The following is a 22,083-nucleotide window of genomic DNA, read 5'->3' as shown; positions in this document are numbered from 1 at the left end:
AGACCAGTCTTTGTTCAGGATGCTATCGTTGAGAAATCAACTGCGAAGATCGCTTCCCAATGGTCTTCCAGGAAAGTCTGCTAGGACATCGAGGCAGGACGGTCAGGGGCAGGCTCGATACCATTGGCCTTCAGCACATTCCTGACAGTCGTGTCGGTGATGTGAAAACCAACGTTTGACAAAGCCGTATCGTAAGAATATTCAACTGACATCGAAAGGGAGTGATTCCTAGCGGTTGGGTTGCTGACAAGTGATGGGTTTGGAAGTCGGATCCGACTCCGGTTGATAGCTACTGTTCGGAACTCAGGTTGCCAACGCTGTTCAATTGACAGAATCACGAATCAGACACCATATTTATGGAGCCACCCCTCATCAGAATACAGCTCACCGGCAAGTCCGTCGCTAACGTCTTCAATATCTATCCATTCCCGATTCTCATCTATAATTGATAATCGAACATTTGGATTTCCTTCAAGAAACATACAAGTATTGTGTAACATGAGATCACAATAATCACGTAGTAAGTCTTTCATCATAGACAAATCTTCTGGAGTAAATCTCTCAGATTTGGTATGAATTGCCAAAGCTCTCTGGCTGAGCATTTCGCCATTCAATGTTTGAAAGAATTCACTCAGGCTTGCATTCCTCACTTCGTCAATCAATGATTTCCCGAATTCTTCAAGTGGCATCATCTAAACAACCCTTTGTCATTAAATTTTAGTCGCGATTTCCCGAACAATTGAATGAGTCAATTCTATCTTTAGAAATAAAACATGGAACAACCACAAAAAGGATTGTAGTGAAATACATGTGCATAATCGTTACTCATTCTCTTTTAAGAATTCATTATATCATAGACAAAGTATTCCGATGAATATTACGACGTCAGTTCCAAGGGATATGGATTGGATAGAGCACACTTTGGGAACGTAAATTATGTAGAGATCTGGCAACGAAATTTCGAGTTTATTTTTTCTGTTGCACTTCCAGATTTAAGGTCTGCAACTGCAATTCGTGTGTGTTCTCTTAACAGCCCGTTGAATTTCTCCCTACGCGCCGGAATCTTCAATTGATATCTTCTCTCCCATCGGATTCAATCGCAATGGTTAACGGAGGAACGACATGTCACTCGGCAAACGCGAGCACGAACGGCAGGAATCACTCTGTGTCGAGACACGCAAGCTGACGGCGCCCGGACATCATTTCTATATCCGGCTCAACAAGTTGCTGCGGGAAGCCGGGTTTGATGCTTTTCTCGAAGAGTTATGCGCTCCCTGCTATCACGAACGGGGACGCAAGTCGATTCCTCCCGGCGTCTACTTTCGCATGCTGATGGTGGGGTACTTCGAAGGGATCGACTCCCAACGCGGCATCGCCTGGCGGTGTGCCGATTCGCTTTCTTTGCGGCAGTTTCTGGGCCTTCCGCTCGAGCAACAGACGCCCGATCACAGCAGACTCACCCGTATTCGCGACCGGTTTCCGCGACGAGTGTACGAGCAGGTGTTCCAGTTCATCCTCGAGATCATGGGTCAGCACGACCTGCTCTCCGGCCAGGCGGTCGGTGTTGATTCAACCACGCTCGAAGCGAACGCCGCGATGAAGTCGATCGTCCGCAAGGACTCGGGCGAAGACTGGAACGCCTACGCCACCGGATTGATGCGGGAGGCAGGCGTGATCGAAGAAGACGAAGAACCCTCGGACGACGAACGCCGTAAGTTCGACCAGCAACGCAGCGAAAAGGTGGAACGGAGTTTCGCCCACACCTGCGAGACGGGCGGAGCCAGGCGAATCTGGTTACGCGGCATGGAGAAGATCAATAAACGCTATCTACTGCAGGGAGCGAGCCGAAACCTGGGGACCTTGATGCGGTCACTGTTCGGAACAGGCAGCCCGCGGGGTCTGCAGAGGGCGATGGCGGGGTTGTTGGGGCTTTGTATAGCCCTCGTTGCGAGGTTTAACGGAGCCATACGGAGTCGTTGCCAGTTCACAACGTTCACCCACCGAATACCAACTCTTTCCAGCACCCATCAGAGTCACTGGCACGATCGACTGCCAACGAAGCCGAAGCTGGGGTTTTCAACGGGCTGTTAGCTGATTGTTTTACGATACGGGACTCTGGTTTCATTCACAATAACTATTAAGGTCTTATGTGTGTTCGAGTTAATCTCACTCGCGTAGTGTACTGTCTCGCAAATACAGGACCTTATCATTCCGGCAGAAATGAAGCAGAACCCGCTTATTCTGCCGGCTACGGCCCTCTGAATAAGTTCCCATCTGTTAGCGATGGCACACTAGAATTAATCCAAATCTGAGTTCCCCTCGCTGACATATTATTGCTCACAATCGAGTATATTCGGCACAGTTCCATAGACGACATTACAAGTCATTTAGGAACTCTCGAAATCATTTTCTCAAAGTAACAGGCTCATCATGCACCGCATCGTAATATTCATTGTCATCCTCGTATTGCTTCCCACGTTTGGTTTCACGGAGGAAAAGGAAAAACGGTCCGAGGACCAGTCTGCCTTCAAACAGGACATCGTGGGTTTATGGTTAATGGGGCAATCATTGTGTGAAGGCGCGGAGTCACTTCCCATCGTCACATCGAGCGACTCGGGGTGGGGAAATTACCAGTTCAAAAGAGGAGTCAGAACCTGGCTGCACGGAAATCATGCCAATCAACCTGAAGATCGCCCCGAGGAGCAATTCACTTTCGTTCCTCTGACCGCTGCGACTTATGGTGGTCTCGGGGAAACTATTGCGAACGGTCTGGCCGATCATTTAAAAGCGAGATTAAACGGCACTGATCAAAGTAAGGAAAATGCGGAAAACGGAGCCCCCCATTTCCTGACCACTTATGCGGGGCAGGGAGGGCGATTGATTGATGAGTTATCTTCTGTTGATCAATCCAACGACTCGCGAACTCCTGCCAACAGGCAGCACGGAGGTCACTATTATCAGACCAGTCTCGACGACGCACGGCGTGCTCGTGCTCAAGCCGATTCGATGGGAAAGAGTTTCTCCATCGCGGCACTCGTCTGGATGCAAGGAGAAGCCAACGGTGGCCCCACAGGCGGTATTAACCCTAGTCGATGGGGTCAGGAACTCAAACGCCCTTTGGGACAGGAATGGTACCGCGACCGACTAATCCATTTCCGGAAAGAATGGTCCCAAGACCTGCAGGCGATAACGGGGCAGACTGGTGACATTCCAATGTTCACTTACCAGACATTGGGTCCTGCGGGAGATGCTCAACTAATGGCTGCGGATACCGATCCCAACATCACGATGGTGGGTCCCCATTACAGCATCCCCAGTGGCGTCAATAGCCGATATGCAGGAAGATATGGAGATCCAATCCACATGTCTGCCGATGGCGAGCGCTGGTACGGAGAACAAGTCGCTAAAGTCGTCCACCGGGTTATTCAAGAAGGGGAGAAATGGCAACCCCTCCGCCCCCGTAAGGCCTCAATCGCACCCGATCGAAAAAGTGTGCTTGTTGATTTTTCGGTACCGCGTCCACCACTCGTGCTGGACGAGCTTTTTCTTCCCCGTGAACAATATCCGCTGGGCGATGGATTCCACTCGCTTTACGGATTTCAGATTCGAGATGCCGATAAAGCAGTCATCCCGATTTCGAGTATTACCGTTGAATCCTCTACTGTGCTTCGGATTGAACTGATAGCGGCCTTGGAAAAAGAAGCTTCATTCACACTCAGTTACGGATTGCCTTATGCTGGTCAGATTGGAAATATAACGAGCATCCGAAAGGGACCCATCATTGCCGATCAACCCACCACGGAACTGCTTGTCGAAGGAAAACTCGACGAACATATGAAACCTTTACTCGATGAAGGTGCGTTCATCATTACGAATATGCTGGGTCCCGACAGCTTTGCCCGGGTACCTGTTCGCCATGTCAATGAAGAGGAGGGGACGACGGTGCTACGATATGTAGATCGTGAACGTCGAAACAACCTGGATTTTGCTGTAGGCCAAACAATCACTACTCAACGTCCTTTCACTTATGGTAACCTGCGAGATTCGGATCCAGAGAAATCGATCTATCAATTTGCCGACCCTGAATACGGAACTCGAGCCGGTCAACCGTATCCTTTGTGGAACTGGTGCGTGCTTTTTAACCGATTTCCAATTTCGGAGTAATGATCTTTCTCACGGAATTCGCATCACATCCATCACGGTAAAGATTCCTTGCAAACTAACCAATGCCGTTTGCAATGCTTTAGTGAACTTCATGTGGATCGCTTCCCTCATTCGACTGTGGTATAAAACGCTCGGTTTTTATAATCGTAACGGCATTCCTTTTCGGCTATTGCAAGCAATTGAGGCTCCCCCATCGACGTCATGTTCAGTATTGAATCGTTAATTCTCATCACAGGCATTCTCCTGTTACTGGGTATCGCTTCGAACAAATTCTCAGCGCGCATGGGTGTCCCCGTCCTATTCCTTTTTCTGGTCGTCGGAATGTTGGCCGGCTCCGAAGGAATTGGAGGAATCGAGTTCGAGAACTACTCGCTCGCCAATGGTATCGGCACCATCGCCCTCTGTCTGATTCTGTTCGACGGGGGACTACGCACCCCTTTTGCTTCAATCCGATCGGCCTGGAAACCGGCAATGGCACTGGCCACCTTTGGCGTGATGATCACTGCCTTAATTACGGGACTCGCCGCAGCTTGGCTTTTTCAAATTCCGATACTGGAAGGACTACTCCTGGGGAGTATTGTCGGATCTACTGATGCTTCCGCGGTCTTCTCTGTGCTCCGATCCGGGGGAGTCAATATTCGGCGACGACTGGCCGATACGCTGGAGGTCGAAAGCGGCTCAAACGACCCTATGGCGATTTTTTTGACGGTCGGACTGATTCAAGTACTGACGAACACTCTTCCACTTGGACCTGGCCTGCTGATTTTATTTTTAACACAGCTCATCGTCGGAGTCGTCGTCGGAACGACAGTGGGATTCTGCGGCGTGTGGGTATTGAAGAATATTCAAATCGGAGCGGCAGGGTTATTTCCAGTGATGGCGACTGCTCTAGGGCTGTTCTCTTTCGGACTGGCGGCGGTTTTTGAAGGAAGTGGATTCCTCGCTGTGTTTCTCACCGGCTTAGTAATTGGGAATCAACGTCCCATCTTTCACCGTGGGATTCTGTTGTTTCATGATGCTGTTGCCTGGATCTGTCAAATCCTGATGTTTATGACGTTAGGTTTACTGAGTTTCCCCAGCCGTCTGCTAGAAGCCTCGGGAATGGCACTCCTGATCGCAGCGGTGCTGATTCTCGTCGCCCGGCCAATCGCAGTATTCGTCTCTGTTTCTTTTTTCAACTTTTCAAAACGAGAATTACTCTTCCTTTCCTGGGTCGGATTGAAAGGAGCTGTTCCAATCACGCTGGCGACATTCCCGATGCTGGCCGAACTCCCGGAAGCTTCGCTGATTTTCGACACGGTATTCTTCGTTGTACTTGTCTCGGCCCTTATCCAGGGATGGACACTTCCGGCCGTTGCCCGCTATCTGGATCTGGAAGAACCTGCCAAGCAGTTACCACCAGTGTCGTTGGAGATTAGTTCTCTGCGAAATGTGGATGGTGATATCGTTGACTATTATGTTGACCCACAATGTCTCGCGGCTGGTCGAATGGTGAAAGAGCTGGCATTGCCCGATGGAGTTGTGGTTGCATTAATCGTTCGGGAAGAAGAAATCATTCCTCCTCAAGGGCTTTCCAGAATTGAAGTGGGAGACCATGTCATTGTGGTAATGAGGCCCGCCGTACGAAGTCTTGTTGATCGTCTATTTGCCCATCGCGATCTCAGAGAGCAAAACTTAATTACTCCCGCATTAGAGTTTCCCTTGAGAGGGTCCATCAAAGTGAGCGCGCTCGAGGAATTTTACGGCCTCAACATTGATGACCAATGTGACTTAACCCTCAATGAAATGATGCGATCTCGGTTGGGAAGTCAGAATCTGACTCTCGGCGCAGCGGTTCCACTTGATGAAATTGTCCTACACGTTCGCAAACTCAGTGCCGAGGGACTAATCGAATACGTCGGGATGGTGATCCTGCCCACTGATGAGGCAGATTCATCTCAAGAACATCTTCAACTTGAGGAAGATGCGAATAGCGAGACCCTGACCGGAGAGACCGGAGAATCAGTAACTCGCGATTCAGATAACACCCCAGTTGATGAAGAGCAGGGTAATGATTTGGATGCAGCGGGACCAGATGCGCAAGTGAAGTGATTTTGAAAGAGATCGACTAAATAACAATCTGATTTCCTGTGTTATAAGTCGCTGACATTGAAGCGACGAAACCATCCCAGAAATCCCACGTGGACCGCGTAGCACATGAGCCCAATCCCTGTGATTGCAAGCAGTACCTTGCCATAGGACTGCATCGCAATCGCAGCCAAGGCATCACTCATCCCGGAGATGTGTCCGTCATTGGTTCCTAAAATGGCGGAGTCAATCAGGAAGTAGCCGATAATCGCGAAAGCGCAACCTCTCGTGACAAGACCGATTCGCCCAACGCACAAGGCTGTCGTTCTTATCTTGACACTCATCGTGGCAAAGTCGTACAGACCCATAAATTTTGCTCTGCAGGCGAGGTAGATCAAATAGATCGCCACTCCGATCACGATTACACCTGCGGCCCCAAGTGAAACACGTCCTGGTATCGATTCCAGAATCGATTTGGTTTGATCGCTGGAGAGGCCCGTAGGAAAGGCGAATCCCAGAGCTAACGTCGCTGCGAACACTCCTAGAAAAGCATAGACTAATCCGTTGAGGGCGAAGCCAAGGCGCGTCGCGAAGCCTCTGGCATTGCTTCCCGCTCCTTCCGTGTCTTTCCAGGCCTGAACCCACCTCCATAGTGTGTAGTTGAACAAACCCACCGCAGTCAGCATAAGCAAAACTTGCCCGAAACGTTGTTGACCAATTTCACGAATGGCGCCTTTCGCCCCCGACAGTTCACCCCCAGCACCAATTGCCAGTTTGAACGCGAGTAAACCAACGATGAAATACACGAGTCCTTTTGCAATGTGTCCTGCCCGGCCAACCAGTTTAACCCAGTGTGGCATTTCGGGAAGCGGGGCTTGTACAAAACCTTGCCATGACACCTCTTCTGATTCAGAGGATGGATCTTTTTTAATCATGGGGTTGGTCCAGTAGGGCAGATTGGTAGATCACTTCAAATAGAGGTAACGCTGACAGTCCTCTGTGTTTCAAAGACGTTCAAAGATCGTGGTTTTTTGGCTCATTCAGTCTACACGAAGGAGGGTAGCACTTCGCCCTGCAAAACATTAAGTTGCCCAACTTTTTCCGAAAGTGAAATCAGTTCCAACTCGTTTGGTGAATGCAGTCGGTACGTAGGCAGTAAATTGTATGCCGGCCATCCATTTTGGGAATGCATTCTCGTTTTCAACGAACCGGATTTAGGGCCGGAAGATCACTTCGTTCCCGTTTCACATGCTTTTTCGACTCATTCAAATGTATTCGAAAAGTACTTTCCAATACGCGACCCTTCCATGACTTAGTCGGGCTCTGGCCGTACCTCACGGATTCCATTTCAGTAACGGCCTTCCTCAACGATTCATCCATTTTCAAGTTGACCGATTGTTCCTTCCGCCAGGAATTCCACGCCAATTCTGCCGCGGTGGCATCGTTTCGTTGGCAAGCTTTGAGGAGTCGCTTAGCAGCCATGTGATCAGGGGGATGGCAATAAGACCACAATGATTTTATGAATCGGACAACTCTGGAGCGTTTCCAGACCAGGATCCCAACCACCAGGAACGAAACAAAAACTAATACGTAACATACAATCGCTGAGTCCGATACGAGGTCCTCAGCAGCGGCAACAGGAAGAGCAGCGATCGTGAATGTCACTGCCGGAAGACTTTTCGAGCCGAACTTCTTTTGATCAGGATCCCACCACACATAATCGATTGCGGGAACGGTAAAGGTACCTGGTTGCTGCATCACATAAGTAATTTTATCCACGCGGTGCCCGCTGAAGTCCCCTCGCTCTGTCTTATCATTCACTTCGGGCCGATCAGCATAAATCCGGATGCCTGTCAATTGTGTCTCCGGTGAAGGAGCCAGTGCCATCCCCGTGACCTGTTCCGCCGACTGGGTGATAACACGGTGAACTACATCTCCCTGTTTTAATTTGTTCGATTTCTGGTCCCACGTTTCCGAAATTTCCAATGAATTCGTCGTCACCAGAAAATCATTGGGATCACTCCCCTCGGGGCGTTTCACATTCACCCTCGCTGCCGGAACATTCGCTTTCTCATCTTTCACGGGCCCTGTGAATCCATCCCTATGGCTGAATCGAACTTCAAAAGCCGGAATATCGACGGAACCACTCTGTTGTGAGAAAAGTGCGAAGTCGTGTGTCTGCACAAACACCGATTCGCCATCCATCTCTTCCGAAGAAACAACCGCATTACCCACTTTAAGAATGACGACCTGAGGAATCTCTGGAAGAGAAAAACTGGCAGCACCAGAGAAAGAACCTGCCGCGCGGAGTTCGACCGAGAACGGAATACGTTGGCCTACCCAATATATTTTATCCTCAAGACGAATCGTGGCGGGTTTAAACTCGGCAAATGCACCGTTCTGAATCAAGCAGAGCAGGGGAAGCAGAACTAGTATCACTTGGATTCGGAATCTCATTCATCTCCTCCTTCCGATTCCATTGAGAGCTGATAGGCGAATTTCGAGCGTAGAAATTCAGAAGGCTTAGTCTGTACCCGCCGCAACCACATCGACTGAATCGTCGTATCCGTAGTTGCCTTCTCTCCTGTAATCTGGGTGTCCTGCCCCCCCTTATTTTTCTTTTTATCAAAGACAATCTTATCTGCCCCAAGCTTTTGATCACCAAGGTCACCCCCTTCATTCTTCATCAGCTTGGATCGAGCCTTTGCCAGCCTTAAGTTTTCTTCCGCCTCTTTCCACTCCGGACGCAGCTTCAACGCTTTTTCATAACGTTCGATCGCATTTTCATATTTACCCAACAACATCCACGAGTTTCCCTCGTTAAATTTTGCTGTTGGGCTCTGGCTTTTTGCAAAAGCCTGCGCGGCTTTCTCGAACTCTCCTGCACGGAACCAAGCGACACCTTGACGTTCCACGTCTGTGAACTCGACAGCCGCTTTCGCATATTTTTGATTGTCGAAATCACGTTGTCCCTGCTGATCAGGAGTAAACCATAACCCTATCCAGGTGATCGCGAGAAAGAGTGAAATCAATTTCATCCTTTTTTCTCCTAGTCGCTATTTCGTTTTTCGCGTCGAAAGGACAACAACAGAGCCATTGCCAGAATGGGAACTAACCAATATCCCGCTTCTTGCCACCGTTGTTCTTTGCCCCCGATCCCGACGATCGACTTCCGTTCTGCCGCTCTGGAGATAGCCATTATATCATCGTCATCGGGCGTCAGAGTGACGACAGTCGCTCGTAGAGCGTCTGCCGCCCTCTCTATAGACTCGTTCTCATCCAAAGCCAGAAACTGGATAGGAAAAGACCCATGTTTTTCTTGAGCAGATTTTATCTGTTTGAGATCGCCCTCAACTGAATTCGCGATAACCAGCAATGTTCCTCCCGCCTCGACACCTTTGAGCACTTCTTCCGCTTTCGCAATCGCCAGATCAAGACGGTCTCCGGGTTCAGGCATGATGTCACTACTGATCTCTGAGGCCATCTCCGACACAACAGACGTATCCTTTGTCGGAGGGAGCACCAGATGTGACGAACCTGCGTAGGCGATTAAACCAAGGGGTTGGCCTTTCCTGATGTTCGCCAGATCGGCAATTTTCAATTGGCCCCGTTCAAGCGGAGTCGGTGATTGCCCATCCTGATCCATGCTCTTGTCAGCTTTTAGCAGAATGATCAAAGGGGCCGCATCGGCTGCGAAGGGGCTCGGGTCCTGCCTCCAGGTTGGCCCCGCGACGGCAACCGTAGCCACAATCCATCCCGCCAGCAGGTAATGCGAGGAAAGGTCTCTCCGCTCAGAACCGCTTACTATCATTGCTTTCAGAAGAACAGGATCAACCTGTTCTCGCCATCCTCGCAGAGGGTCGATTCGGTATTGCCAGAGCCACCAGACTCCCATCGCCATTGGAATCAGCAAAAGCCACAGGGGGCGTATGAAATGAAAGTTCTCCAATAATGACATCAGGAAACAACCTCCAACTGTCCGTTGACCGGGTTCACTCTGACTTCCGGTTTCTTCGTATTACGAACCTCACCCCGTTTCCTACGTAGCATAACAAAGCACTTCTTCAGCAGCGAAATAAGCAGGGCTGCGGCCACGAAGAAGTAATACAGATCTCTACGCGGACGGTGGCTGACTGAATTCACTTTTCGTGTTTCGATTTTATCGAGTTCCCCGTAAATGCCTTCCAGCTGTTTACGATCTGAGGCAAAAAAGAAGGAACCATCCGCCGTGCTCGCCACATCTTTGAGTTCCTGCGTATCTAGCTTATCTTCACCCACGGTGGTGGGATCACCAATCGCGACCGTATGAATGCGGATATTTCGCTGCGACGCAACGCGGGCCGCTTCAACAGGTCGCACCTGACTTTTGGTGTCGTTCCCATCTGTCAGGGCGATAATCGTTTTTGCGGGAACATCGCTGTTATCAAACAGGTTAACCCCCAGTCCGATGGCATCACCAAATGCCGTTTTGGGACCGGCCATACCGACGCCACATTCATCCAGCAATTCCCGAGAAAGCGTCAGGTCTGTTGAAAATGGAGCTTGTAGATAGGGTGCATCTCCAAACACCACCAGTCCGACACGATCTCCCTTTCGGCGTTCCAGGAAACTACCCAAGACCTCCTTTACCGCACCCAATCGCGAAACGGACTTACCCGCATCGTTCACGAAGTCTTTTTGCTGCATTGACGCTGACAAATCGACTAACAGTAACAGGTCACGCGTCGGAAGTTCTTTGACAATGGGTGGCTCGATCCATTGTGGTTTCGCCAGAGCCGTCAGAACCAGCAACCATAAAAGGACAGGCACGAGCCACCGTGTAGAATGTCGAGCCAACTCATGAGTGTAACCACCTGAAGCAAGAACTTCCTTCAATCTGGCTCCGAAGGGAACGCGGACAGAGATGGGCCGTTTCTCATGTGCCGGCAACAATTTGTATGCCAACCAGGGAAGTGGTAGCAGGAAGAAAATCCAGGGATAAGTAAATGCAAACAAAGTGGTGCCCCTTCAGGAATGGTCCGCGTTAACGAGCTTCTCGGATAAGGGATACCGATGTTGTTTTATCCACGCACTGGCGTATTCCTTCAGTTCAATAATATCCTCAGCTGATGAATTGGACGCATAAGGCCCATAATTCAATTGAGTCTCCACCCGCTCGGACATCGCCACGGGACAGGTACTCTCCAACCATTGTGGCCAGGCGGTCTCCTTCTGCGATGCAACGATGGACCTGGGAACCACCGCTAGTGCGGTCCGGCGAAGTAGCTCGCAAATAGTCGACGGATCGTTGGCCATTTCCAGCTCTTTCAGTGCCGCTCGGCGGTAGGCATTTGACTGCCACCGACTCACTGAGCGACAGGTAAGATAAAATACAAAACACACCACCAACGCCAGTACGACGTACCATCCGGGAGCAAGGGGCCACCAGGATACGGGAGCGGGAACGACGATGTCATGCATCGCGTCGAGACTGGTCGGGGCTTCTTTCATTTCGCTTTCTTTATTGTTCCAGTTTAATGACCTAAGAGTGAGCGTATCTGTTCCGCCGGAGATGTGGACGTCGACACAGGAATGACCGGGATTTTCAAGTTCCGAAACACCTGTCGCCATTCATCCAGTCGATTCTGAAAACTCTGTTGGAACTTCTCTGTGAAAGAAGCTTCCACCGGAATCTCCCACGATTCTTCTCGATCCGTCGCTACCATTCCGGAGCCTCCCCTTAGCGATGCACCAAGAGGATCGTATATCCCCGCAACCAGCATGTCATTACGTGCAGCGATCAATGTCGATAGACGATGGGTATCTGAATCAGCTCCATCCAGATCGCTAATCAGAACGACCAGGTGATCGTGTTTAGCGATGTGTAACACATTCTGAAGGGCTTCATTTAATCTGTTAGTTGCAGTTGCACCTGAGTCGGTGGGAGAATCTATACCCGCTAACGCCTGGTTCTGTTGTACGATCTGATGAAAGAGTTGCAGCAGCCGCGATTGGCTACGATGCGGACGAACTTCCGCGATCTCGTTATCGTTGAAAACGATTCCTCCCACTCGATCTCCTGCCTCAAGCGTACGCCACGCTCCCAACGCGGTTAACTCAGCAGCCACGACCGACTTCATCGCCCGTTGACTTCCAAAGAACATCGGCCCACGCTGATCGACAACGAAAAGAACAGGACGTTCCCGCTCCTCATTAAAGACCCTTACATGAGTCGACCGCAGGCGTGCTGTCGCTTTCCAGTCAATCAGTCGTATATCATCACCCGGGTGATAGTGCCGCAGTTCTTCGAACGCCAATCCGCGTCCCCGCAGTCGGGACGCATGTCGGCCAGAAAGTAATGAAGATACGGGCTGTCGAGGCAAGAATGAAAAACCGCGCGCGTCCGCTTTCAGCAGGACCATCTCATCCAGGCTAATTGAAATACGCGCACTCATTAACAGAACCTTAAACCGGGACGACACTCTTCAACAACTCATCAATCACGTCTGTCCGTGATACGCCAGCCGCTTCTGCCTCGTAGGTCAAATGCAGACGATGGGCGAGACAAGCAGGGGTAACGGCCCGAATGTTTTCCGGCGATACGAAGTCCTGACTGTTGAGCCAGGCATGTGCCCGGGCAGCGGCATCCAGCGCGAGCGTACCGCGTGGACTTGCCCCGAGACGAATCCACTTCGCCAGATTTCCACCGAACTTATCCGGTTCTCGTGTCGCCATCACCAAGTCGACGATATAACGCTCCGCCGCCTCTGCGACATGTGTATCCAGTACCTGTTTCCGTGCCTCGAAAATGACGTCCTGAGCAACTGGAGTAGGGGGTGAAGGTGCCTGTGAAGCTTTTTCTTTCCGGACCAGCTTCAGAATGGCCATCTCGGTCTGACTATCGGAGTAATCAACATTCACATATAGCAGAAACCGGTCCATCTGTGCTTCGGGAAGGGGGTAGGTTCCTTCCTGTTCAATCGGGTTTTGTGTCGCCATAACAAGAAACAGGTCGGGCAGCTTATGCGTTTGCCCTGCTACGGTGACTTGCCGCTCTTCCATGGCCTCCAGCAATGCAGACTGAACCTTAGCAGGCGCCCGGTTAATTTCGTCGGCAAGCACGAGGTTTCCGAAGATCGGCCCTTGCTGAAATTCAAAGGTACCCGTTTGCTCACGGTAAATATCGGAACCGGTCACGTCGGAAGGGAGCAGGTCAGGGGTAAATTGTACGCGGCTGAACTGACTTTCAATCAAACTGGATAACGTCTTGATGGAACGAGTTTTGGCAGTCCCGGGAAGCCCTTCCATTAAAACATGACCATCGGCTAACAAAGCAACAATAAGCCGTTCGACTACTTTTTCCTGTCCGACAACAGCCGCATTCATCGCAACGGAAATCTGCTTAACTGATTCACGTAAATCCATAAATAATCTCTCGCCTCTACTTCATTCTCATTATAAGAATCTTCAATTGAAATGAATCCGGTATTTCCATTCAGTCGTCCAACAAACGCTGCCGATACCCTTGCAACTCCTCGCGACGTTCGTCGGAGACCTCTGGATATTTCATATCCAGATCTTGAAGTTGTTCCAGCACAATCTGAGACACAATTAACCGCATGTTCTTTTTATCATCGGCAGGCACGACATACCATGGTGCTGCTTTGGTCGCAGTCGCATTGATCGCATCTTCGTACGCCTTCTGGTAATCGTCCCAGAATTTACGTTCTTTTACATCGCCTTCCGAAAACTTCCAGTTCTTCTCCGGCTCATCGATTCGATCAAGAAAGCGATCACGCTGTTCATCTCGACCCAAGTTAAGAAAGAATTTAACGACTTTCGTTCCACTGTGTCCGAGATGTTTTTCGTAATCACGAATCGATTCGTAACGGTTTTTCCACAGTTGGCTCATATCCTGTGTCAGCTGTTCAGGCAGCTTTTGAGACTGCATGATTATCTCGGGATGAACGCGAACAACCAGCACTTCTTCATAATACGACCGGTTGAATATCCCGATGCGTCCCCGTTGGGGCAGGCGAATGGTCGTGCGCCAGAGAAAGTCGTGATCCAACTCCGTTGAACTGGGCTGTTTGAATGCATGAACGTCTATCCCATGTGCATTCACACCCGACATAATTGCCCGGATCGTCCCATCTTTACCGGCAGCATCCATCGCTTGAAAAACAAGCAGCATGCTGTAGCGATCATGAGCATACATCATCCGCTGCAGCTCATTGATTTCATCTTGAAACTCGCTCAGGAGCTCTTTGTATTCTGACTTCGATCTATAGAAGTCTTTGACTTTCGTTTTTTGTTCCTCCAGCTTTAATTTCGACTTCCCCGTTACTTTGAAATCACTGGTATCGATGGAAACATGCATGTTTCAATCCTTGTAATTGGGGAAACACAGCAAATACGAATAAAATCAATCAGAAATCCGTCCTCAGAAAAACAATAAACGAGGCGCCCTCATGGACGCCTCGTTCACAGTTGTTGCCAATTTATTAGTGCGTTGCACCTTCAGACAGTTTTCTCATGACATCATCAAGGTTGAAGCTAGAAGGTTTCTGTCGAGGTGGATATTCCTTAAACGTTTCCAGGAAAGCACCCGCATACTGCTGAGCTGGAACCAAGAGGAAGGCATGGTCCAGCACCCAGTCGTAATAAGTATTAGATGTGATGTCCGCTTGTTCGTATGGGTCTGAACGGAGATCATACATCTTGGGAAGTCGCAGGGTCGTGAAAGGTTCCGCCCAGACTCGCAAAGTCCCCACCGCACGCTGCTCCAGGAAAACAAGTTTCCAGTTCTCAAACCGCATTCCCACTAACTGGCCATCATCGTTGAAGTAGAAGAAGGATTTTCGTGGTGAGTTTTCTTCTTTACCAGTCAGGTAAGGAAGCAGGTTGTATCCATCCAAATGAACCTTGAATGTTTTCGATCCTGCTTTGTGCCCTTTAAGAAGTTTATCCTTCACATCGGGTTCACCTGCAGCAGCGAGTAGTGTCGGCATCCAGTCCAAACCGCTGACGATATCGTTGGAGACAGTCGCCGCTTTAATTTTTCCAGGCCAGCGGATTGCACAAGGAACGCGGAAGGCACCTTCCCAGTTGGAGTTTTTCTCATTTCGGAATGGACTCAGACCGGCGTCAGGCCAAGTATTTTTGTGAGGACCGTTGTCGGTCGTATAGATTACGATCGTGTTTTCGGTAAGCTTGAGCTCATCCAGTTTGTCGAGCAACGTACCAACCTGGGCATCGTGCTCAATCATTCCATCCGCATACTCGGTGCGGGCAGTCAAACCAGGTTTATCACGATGCTCTTCTTTCACATGCGTGCGAAAGTGCATCCGGGTTGCGTTCCACCAGCAGAAGAAAGGCTTATTGGCTTTCGTTTGACGTTCGATGAAATCGATTGCCGCAGCAGAAGTTTCTTCGTCAATCGTCTCCATCCGTTTTTTAGTCAGTGGGCCTGTGTCTTCAATTTTGCCATCAGCACTCGACTTGATAACACCGCGAGGACCATACTTTTTCTTGAACTCAGGGTTCGTTGGATAATTACGGTTCTCAGGTTCTTCTTCTGCGTTCAGGTGATACAGGTTACCCAGGAATTCGTCAAAACCATGGTTAGTGGGAAGGAATTCATCCTTGTCACCCAAATGGTTTTTTCCGAACTGACCGGTAGAGTATCCATGCTGTTTAAGCAGTTCGGCAATGGTGGCATCTTCTGCTTGTAGACCTAGGTCTGCACCAGGCAGGCCGACTTTTGAAAGACCAGTACGATAAGTACATTGTCCTGTAAGAAAGGTCGACCGACCAGCAGTACAGCTTTGCTCGGCGTAGTAATCGGTAAAGATCATTCCTTCGCGCGCAATACGATCGATGTTGGGAGTCCGGTAACCAACGAGTCCCATCGTATAGGCAGAAACATTCGTCTGTCCGATATCATCCCCGAAAATCACGAGGATGTTCGGTGGTTTTGTGTCGGTATTTTTCTGAGCCGACACGGGTGCCGCCGCTGCTGTTAATATCAACAGCGTCGCGCACAGGGATACAAGAAATCTCTTCATGGAAGCAGCTCCTCTTCGGGGTCTTGAATAGCAATTCTACAAACAGCATACACGCGGACAGAGTCTTCTCTGTTCGTGCATCGGCCCAAAAGTTAGACGTATTTAGCGTTCGATAGTTTAATTTAGATGTGAATTAGATGTGAAAGAGTCACAGACGTGATTGATCTATCGTACATCCAGACTATTCATAACCAAACAGAATTGCGACCCATTCCATGCACGGATTTACACAAATTTCACAACTTGTTTTTGGAACACCGATCTAAATTTAAATTTGTTCAAGAATTGTCTCTATGCTGCCATAAACATATTAAGTGAGAAGCCGATTCGGTGTTTCAGTCGTAAACATTTCTCAGAAATAAAGAGCTTGCAAGAAACCTGGAAGACGTCTCAATGCAGTAGAAAACAAATCCGCTTTCTTCAAGACATTACAGCCCTGATTCTTCTTCGATTGCTATACGAATCGCTTCTTGCATTCCTATTGGTTTTACCGGCAATCGCGATGCCGGCTCAGGATCACGTACCGTCGTCTCATTCTGCAGACCTTCAATGAGGTGGCGTCCCACTCCTGCCGTCGCTGGTGTTACCAAGCTCAACCAGAGGCTCGATAGCCAAGGGGATAACAGGGGGACTGGAATCAAGGTTCGCTTCAAGCCCCGCTGCCGAGCGTACTCACGAATCATATCACCATAAGTCACCACATCGGCTCCTCCGATTCCAATGATTCGATTTCCTTCCGTAGGCAACGATAAAGCTGCTACCAGATAACTTAGTGTATCGTCAATCGAAATGGGTTGTGTCGCAGTCGACAACCACCGCGGACAGATCATTACCGGTAATCGATCTGTTAAGTTGCGAATCATTTCAAACGAAAGACTCCCCGCTCCCACCAGCACCGCCGCCCGGAATTCAATGACTTCCACAGAACCCTGCCGGAGTATCTCTCCCACTTCATGTCGACTTCGCAAATGGGGAGATAAATCGGGATCGTTCACATCACCCAATCCACCAAGGTAGATAATCCGTTTCACTCCACAGTGCTCAGCGGCTACAATGAAGTTTCGCGCCGCCTGACGATCGCGTTCCATGAAATCACCATCTCCGCCCATGAGATGAACTAAGTAAAAAGCAGTATCAATCCCTTTCAACGCTTGTTTTAGTGATGCCAGATCCAGCACGTCTCCCTGTCGAATCTCAATCTCGTGTAACTCTGTTTGATTCAGTTTTTCAGGGCTGCGAGCAAGCCCTTTCACCGTATATCCAGACCGTCGAAGTAGGGGCATTAATCGATTGCCGACGTAGCCGGTGGCTCCCGTTACCATCACCGTTTGAGTCGCACGGTCGTTCTCATCTGTGCTCCAATGCTCTGTCTGTGTATTGGAAGTCATGATTTCAATCCTTAACGGCCCGAGGGTAAGCGAATGGACAACGACTTTGCTTTCAATGCCGACACCCAAGATGTTTTTGTTTTATACCCGGCATTGCTTGAGTATACCCGAATTCGTGAACCAATTGATATTTTAGCCCCTCGAATTCAACAGAACAGTCATTCATAAACGTTTTGAAGAGATGCTTCGATCATCCACAACTTTCATTATCAGGAAACAGGTTACCACATTGTTGTTTTCCATGGACTGAGAGTTGAGACAATGTGACTCTTCGCACATGAACGGGATGATGAACAACGAAGGAACGCCTCGATCGAAACAAGGCAGTAGACCTTATTCCCTTCGAGGCGTTCTTTTCGCTTCATTCATGCTCTTGTGGAGTTAGCTTCGATCCCAGATGCGGTGCTTCTTCGCCGCATTAAGGTAATCATCGAAGTTATTCTTAGACATATCAAGCAGAACAATCCCTTCGTCCTGCCCCGGTTTGATATGTGATTTTTTCAGAAGGTTCATGGCCTGGTCGGTATATCCAATCACTTTTAGATGGGCATTTGCCATCCGAATCCAATCTACTGCATTCGGATTATCCGCCAACTTCTTGGCCATGTCTTCCGTTGGTGCCACTACCACGGAGTCGAACAGAGCTGAGGGGGCTCCTGAAAGAAAATGATCCGGTATGATTTCATTCCCTTCGCTATCCATCATCGGTCCCGCTTTCAAAGCGACGACTTCAATATTAGCCCCGGCATCCATCACGGCTTCTTCCAGATTCATGAAGAACGCCGCATCAATGCCATCAGTCGTGAGTAGTCCGACTTTTTTACCGGCTAAGGTATCTGGAGTCTTCTTATACTGCGACAGTGCGTCCGAAAGCGGCATATCTTTTACAGGGACGGCAGGTTTGATCGGCTCAACATTTGTATTCATCCCCAGGTTATCAGCAACTTTTCCTGCCAACTCCTTATCAATATTAAGCAAATGTGCAATCATTCGCTCGCGAACTTCGATCTTCTGACATTTGCCAAGTTCAAAAGCAAATCCACCCGCGATGTGATCCTGTTCATAACCCGTCATGGACTTATAAAACAATCGCGCCTGTGTGTAATGATCTGCAAAACTCTCCGGTCGAATTCGTAATTTTTCTCCGGACACTTTCTCAGGATAAGATTTAAATCCTGTTTTATCACATTCACGGGGTAAGCCATCATCGAGTGAGCTGGGCTCATTGGAAACTCGTCCCTTGGGAATGTCCATCTGCATATGACCATCCCGTTGCAGGTTTTGCATGGGACACTTTGGTTGGTTCACAGGGATCTGTTGGAAATTCGGTCCGCCCAACCGTGTCAATTGAGTATCCAGATAAGAGAACAACCTTCCCTGTAACAGCGGGTCGTTAGAGAAATCGATTCCGGGAACAATGTTCGCAGGACAGAAGGCGACCTGTTCCGTTTCCGCAAAGAAGTTGTCAACATTGCGATCAAGCACCATTTTTCCTAACGGCGTTAAAGGAACATCTTCTTCTGGAATCAGCTTCGTAGGATCGAGCACATCGTAGTCGAACTTGTTGGCTTCCTCTTCCGTAAAGACCTGCACGGAGAGTTCCCACTCCGGGTAATCTCCTGCCTCAATAGAGTTCCACATGTCGCGACGATGAAAATCGGGATCGGCCCCTGAAATCACAACGGCTTCGTCCCATATCAGGGAGAAAATCCCCTGTTTGGGTCGCCAGTGAAACTTCACCAACGTACTTTCACCGTCGGCATTGATCATCCGGAAGGTATGAATTCCAAACCCCTCCATCATTCTTAGCGACCGGGGAATCGCACGGTCCGACATCACCCACACCAGCATATGCATGCTTTCCGGCATCAGGGAAACAAAGTCCCAGAAAGAATCGTGAGCAGACTGTGCCTGTGGAAAGTCACGATCGGGAGCCGGCTTCACTGCATGAATTAGATCTGGGAACTTGATCGCATCTTGGATAAAGAAGACGGGCATATTGTTGCCCACCAAGTCATAGTTCCCCTCCTGCGTGTAGAACTTAACAGCAAACCCACGTACGTCCCGAGCCGTATCTGGCGAGCCTTTGCTTCCTGCGACCGTCGAAAACCGCACAAAGACAGGAGTTTTCTCAGAGGGGTTCTGTAGGAAAGCAGCCTTGGTCAAGCTAGCATGAGATTCATAAGCTTGAAAGTAGCCATGAGCACCATAGCCGCGAGCATGGACCACGCGCTCGGGAATGCGTTCATGGTCAAAGTGAGTAATCTTTTCTCGTAGATGAAAATCTTCCAGCAAAGTCGAGCCGCGCCCTCCCACCTTGAGCGAGTTTTGATCATCCGAAACGACCACCCCCTGATTAGTCGTCATTCGCTCTTTGGTTGATTTCGCCTCTTGGTGCCATTCGCCTCCGTTACCTTTTCGAACGGATGGTTTCGCCTGTTTATCTTTGCCCTTCGACATAAGATGACCCTCTCTTCTCTCGAGTTAACGATGGAGTTTAACATTCAGTTATACTGTCAGTTGAGGAGGGGTTCCTGGAAAGACTGTTTATTGAAGAGTTACAATACACTCTCGTTATACAATAATTTTGATTACAGTTTTTGGATCGATACCGCAGGTATTCCTTCGATCTTTACAGTTTTTATTAACGATTTTCATCATAGCTAAGTAACGTGATTTGATGGAATGAGGCATCTGATATCTAGGGGCCATTTCAAAACCCGGTTGTGGCTGTCTTATACTCTACATGGACAGGGTGAACGTGACCCATCAGAGGGTTTTGAAACTACTACTAGAAATAATTCCGTCGCTGAACGTCATCTAAATTTGTTCTATTTCATCCAGTTGAATCGTATCTTGTGTCTCATTGAGAAACACGTTCTTTGCTAAAGGAAACTGATGCGAGCGACTCTCCCGAAAATGCATGAGGTAACCAGCCGTATTGGGAAACACGATATTATCTCCCACTGAGATCCCATTCGAGAATTTTAACTTCCTTAACGCCAATAGTTCGCTCTCTGTGCAGTAGGCTCCCACCAGGTAACCTTCCATAGGAGGATTATTGGAAAACGAACCTCGCCCTGTCTGAACAGGATGAGAAGGGACGAGCAGGGGGTCTACCAGAAAGTCATCGTTGCTGGTGCGGCACTGCGTATGGTTCATCGCTAATCCGATCATCCAGTCTCCATTGGATCGTTGTTTGCGATACTCGACGCGAGCAATCGTCATTCCGCACCCATCCAGCAAACTCCGTCCTGGTTCACAACGTAATTCCAGTTCTCGTTTTTTAATCGCACCTGCAACGGTCGTTAAACCACAGCTGGAGTCGAGCAGTTGTTCAAACCATTCACCCTGAACAGGAGATTGCCAGTAGGGATAACTGTTCCGTTCTCCATAAATCTGATCATTCACGGCCATCAGACCTAATCCATGATTCCGATAGGTAATCACCGACCGTCGTCCCATCAGAGCCCGAGAATGCTCCAACCAGAAAATTGACCACTCCTGCCTCGATTTGAGATAGGACATCGGAAACCCGCCACCAATATCGAGAAACTGAATGTCATGCCCTTCAGTTCGCCAATGATCAATCAGTGGTAAAAGTTCCCGTAATGCAGAAACTCGTTCTTCCACGCAATAACCGTTCAGATGAAACTGAACTCCCGTCAGCCGAACACATTCCGACACATGTTCCTGATTCATTAATTGGTGGAAATGGTTTCGCAGCACTGAAATCGCAAATCCAAAACGGGATTCGAGGGTCGTACCCTGATGCTCAAATTCACTAACGCGTACCGCGATTAAAGCCTCTTTATTTTTTTGACAGGCGATGTAAGCGGCAATGCGAAGTTCATCTGCATTATCAATGACAATCGTCACGCCATTTTCAATACACAAATCCAGCAAGTGAGCTGACTTCACCGCTGCAGTACAGACAATTTTATCTCCCGGAACACCTTTTTTAAGCGTCTGCTCCAACTCGGGTTCACTGGCAGTGTCTACACCACAGCCTAATTCCTGAACGACGTCCAGAAATCCCAGACACTTATTTGCTTTACGGGCGAAATAGAGATCGAATGGCAATTGTTGAGACTCGGCAACCTGATAGAGACGAGCGATGTTTCGTCGAAAAGATCGGTCATTCAGGACATTCAATGGCGAACCATACTCGTTTACGAGTGGGGCCAGCTTTTGATTATTGCACAGCCGCAACATCCACGGTTCCAGGCGAGCTGCTAGAGGAAGCACTCCCTGACAATTCGTAAGAACGTCGCGTTGCTGGTCTTTTGCCTCGTCCGAGGAGCCCGCAGTGGTCTCCTCAAACTGGCCGCCTTGAACAGGGTTGTCAGACATAACAGGAGTCCTTCCTGGACCATTCGATTTTTCAACCGGATCAGGCAGAATTCGTCAAATGAATC

General features: G+C 49.2%; 17 protein-coding genes. 3 read left to right on the top strand and 14 right to left on the bottom strand.

What is annotated here, in order from left to right; all coding sequences use genetic code 11:
• Positions 1 to 341: 341 nt before the first annotated feature.
• Complete coding sequence (locus Pla110_RS08610; protein ID WP_144995160.1) at positions 342 to 692, bottom strand: hypothetical protein; 351 nt, start codon at positions 690 to 692, stop codon at positions 342 to 344.
• A 430-nt stretch (positions 693 to 1,122) separates the two neighbouring features.
• Here Pla110_RS08610 and Pla110_RS08605 point away from each other — a divergent pair, with 430 nt between their 5' ends.
• From Pla110_RS08605 to Pla110_RS08595, 3 genes are all read left to right on the top strand, one after another.
• A complete protein-coding gene (locus Pla110_RS08605; protein ID WP_144995158.1) occupies positions 1,123 to 2,091 on the top strand; it encodes a transposase in 969 nt (322 codons plus the stop codon).
• Between the two features lie 339 nt (positions 2,092 to 2,430).
• Positions 2,431 to 4,164 carry a phosphate ABC transporter substrate-binding protein gene (locus Pla110_RS08600; RefSeq protein WP_144995156.1) on the top strand — a complete coding sequence of 578 codons (1,734 nt, stop codon included), beginning with the start codon at positions 2,431 to 2,433 and terminating at the stop codon, positions 4,162 to 4,164.
• A 201-nt stretch (positions 4,165 to 4,365) separates the two neighbouring features.
• Positions 4,366 to 6,255: a potassium/proton antiporter gene (locus tag Pla110_RS08595; protein WP_144995154.1), complete on the top strand. Its 1,890-nt coding sequence runs from the start codon at positions 4,366 to 4,368 to the stop codon at positions 6,253 to 6,255.
• A 41-nt stretch (positions 6,256 to 6,296) separates the two neighbouring features.
• Here the strand turns inward: Pla110_RS08595 and Pla110_RS08590 are convergent, their stop codons facing one another.
• The 13 genes from Pla110_RS08590 to Pla110_RS08530 form a co-directional block, all read right to left on the bottom strand.
• The gene (locus Pla110_RS08590) at positions 6,297 to 7,166 is read right to left on the bottom strand and encodes a DUF1206 domain-containing protein (RefSeq protein ID WP_197440600.1); all 870 of its coding nucleotides are present in this window, start codon (positions 7,164 to 7,166) and stop codon (positions 6,297 to 6,299) included.
• Positions 7,167 to 7,431: 265 nt separating this feature from the next.
• Complete coding sequence (locus Pla110_RS08585; protein ID WP_144995152.1) at positions 7,432 to 8,688, bottom strand: BatD family protein; 1,257 nt, start codon at positions 8,686 to 8,688, stop codon at positions 7,432 to 7,434.
• Entirely contained in the window at positions 8,685 to 9,269 is a 585-nt protein-coding gene (locus tag Pla110_RS08580; RefSeq protein WP_144995150.1) for a tetratricopeptide repeat protein, read from the bottom strand. The genes Pla110_RS08585 and Pla110_RS08580 overlap by 4 nt, the downstream gene beginning before the upstream one ends.
• An 11-nt stretch (positions 9,270 to 9,280) precedes the next feature.
• Positions 9,281 to 10,189 (bottom strand): VWA domain-containing protein, encoded by a 909-nt coding sequence (locus tag Pla110_RS08575; protein ID WP_144995148.1) that lies wholly within the window; start codon positions 10,187 to 10,189, stop codon positions 9,281 to 9,283.
• A complete protein-coding gene (locus Pla110_RS08570) occupies positions 10,189 to 11,226 on the bottom strand; it encodes a VWA domain-containing protein (RefSeq protein WP_144995146.1) in 1,038 nt (345 codons plus the stop codon). The genes Pla110_RS08575 and Pla110_RS08570 overlap by 1 nt, the downstream gene beginning before the upstream one ends.
• A 12-nt stretch (positions 11,227 to 11,238) precedes the next feature.
• Entirely contained in the window at positions 11,239 to 11,721 is a 483-nt protein-coding gene (locus Pla110_RS08565) for a DUF4381 domain-containing protein (protein ID WP_197440599.1), read from the bottom strand.
• A 23-nt stretch (positions 11,722 to 11,744) separates the two neighbouring features.
• Complete coding sequence (locus Pla110_RS08560; protein WP_144995142.1) at positions 11,745 to 12,665, bottom strand: DUF58 domain-containing protein; 921 nt, start codon at positions 12,663 to 12,665, stop codon at positions 11,745 to 11,747.
• Between the two features lie 10 nt (positions 12,666 to 12,675).
• Positions 12,676 to 13,635, bottom strand: a complete 960-nt coding sequence (locus Pla110_RS08555; RefSeq protein ID WP_144995141.1) for an AAA family ATPase — start codon at positions 13,633 to 13,635, stop codon at positions 12,676 to 12,678.
• A 70-nt stretch (positions 13,636 to 13,705) separates the two neighbouring features.
• Positions 13,706 to 14,590 (bottom strand): polyphosphate kinase 2 family protein, encoded by an 885-nt coding sequence (locus Pla110_RS08550; RefSeq protein ID WP_144995139.1) that lies wholly within the window; start codon positions 14,588 to 14,590, stop codon positions 13,706 to 13,708.
• 124 nt (positions 14,591 to 14,714) lie between these two features.
• Entirely contained in the window at positions 14,715 to 16,277 is a 1,563-nt protein-coding gene (locus Pla110_RS08545; protein ID WP_144995137.1) for an arylsulfatase, read from the bottom strand.
• A gap of 428 nt (positions 16,278 to 16,705) precedes the next feature.
• The gene (locus Pla110_RS08540) at positions 16,706 to 17,665 is read right to left on the bottom strand and encodes an NAD(P)H-binding protein (protein WP_144995135.1); all 960 of its coding nucleotides are present in this window, start codon (positions 17,663 to 17,665) and stop codon (positions 16,706 to 16,708) included.
• 381 nt (positions 17,666 to 18,046) lie between these two features.
• On the bottom strand, positions 18,047 to 20,125 hold the full coding sequence (locus Pla110_RS08535) for a catalase (protein ID WP_144995133.1): 2,079 nt from the start codon (positions 20,123 to 20,125) through the stop codon (positions 18,047 to 18,049).
• Between the two features lie 360 nt (positions 20,126 to 20,485).
• Positions 20,486 to 22,018 (bottom strand): Y4yA family PLP-dependent enzyme, encoded by a 1,533-nt coding sequence (locus Pla110_RS08530; RefSeq protein ID WP_197440598.1) that lies wholly within the window; start codon positions 22,016 to 22,018, stop codon positions 20,486 to 20,488.
• Positions 22,019 to 22,083: the final 65 nt, after the last annotated feature.

The organism is Polystyrenella longa (genome assembly GCF_007750395.1).
GTDB lineage: Bacteria > Planctomycetota > Planctomycetia > Planctomycetales > Planctomycetaceae > Polystyrenella > Polystyrenella longa.
Note: the sequence above shows the minus strand (reverse complement) of the source record. Positions and strands in the feature narration are given on the sequence as shown.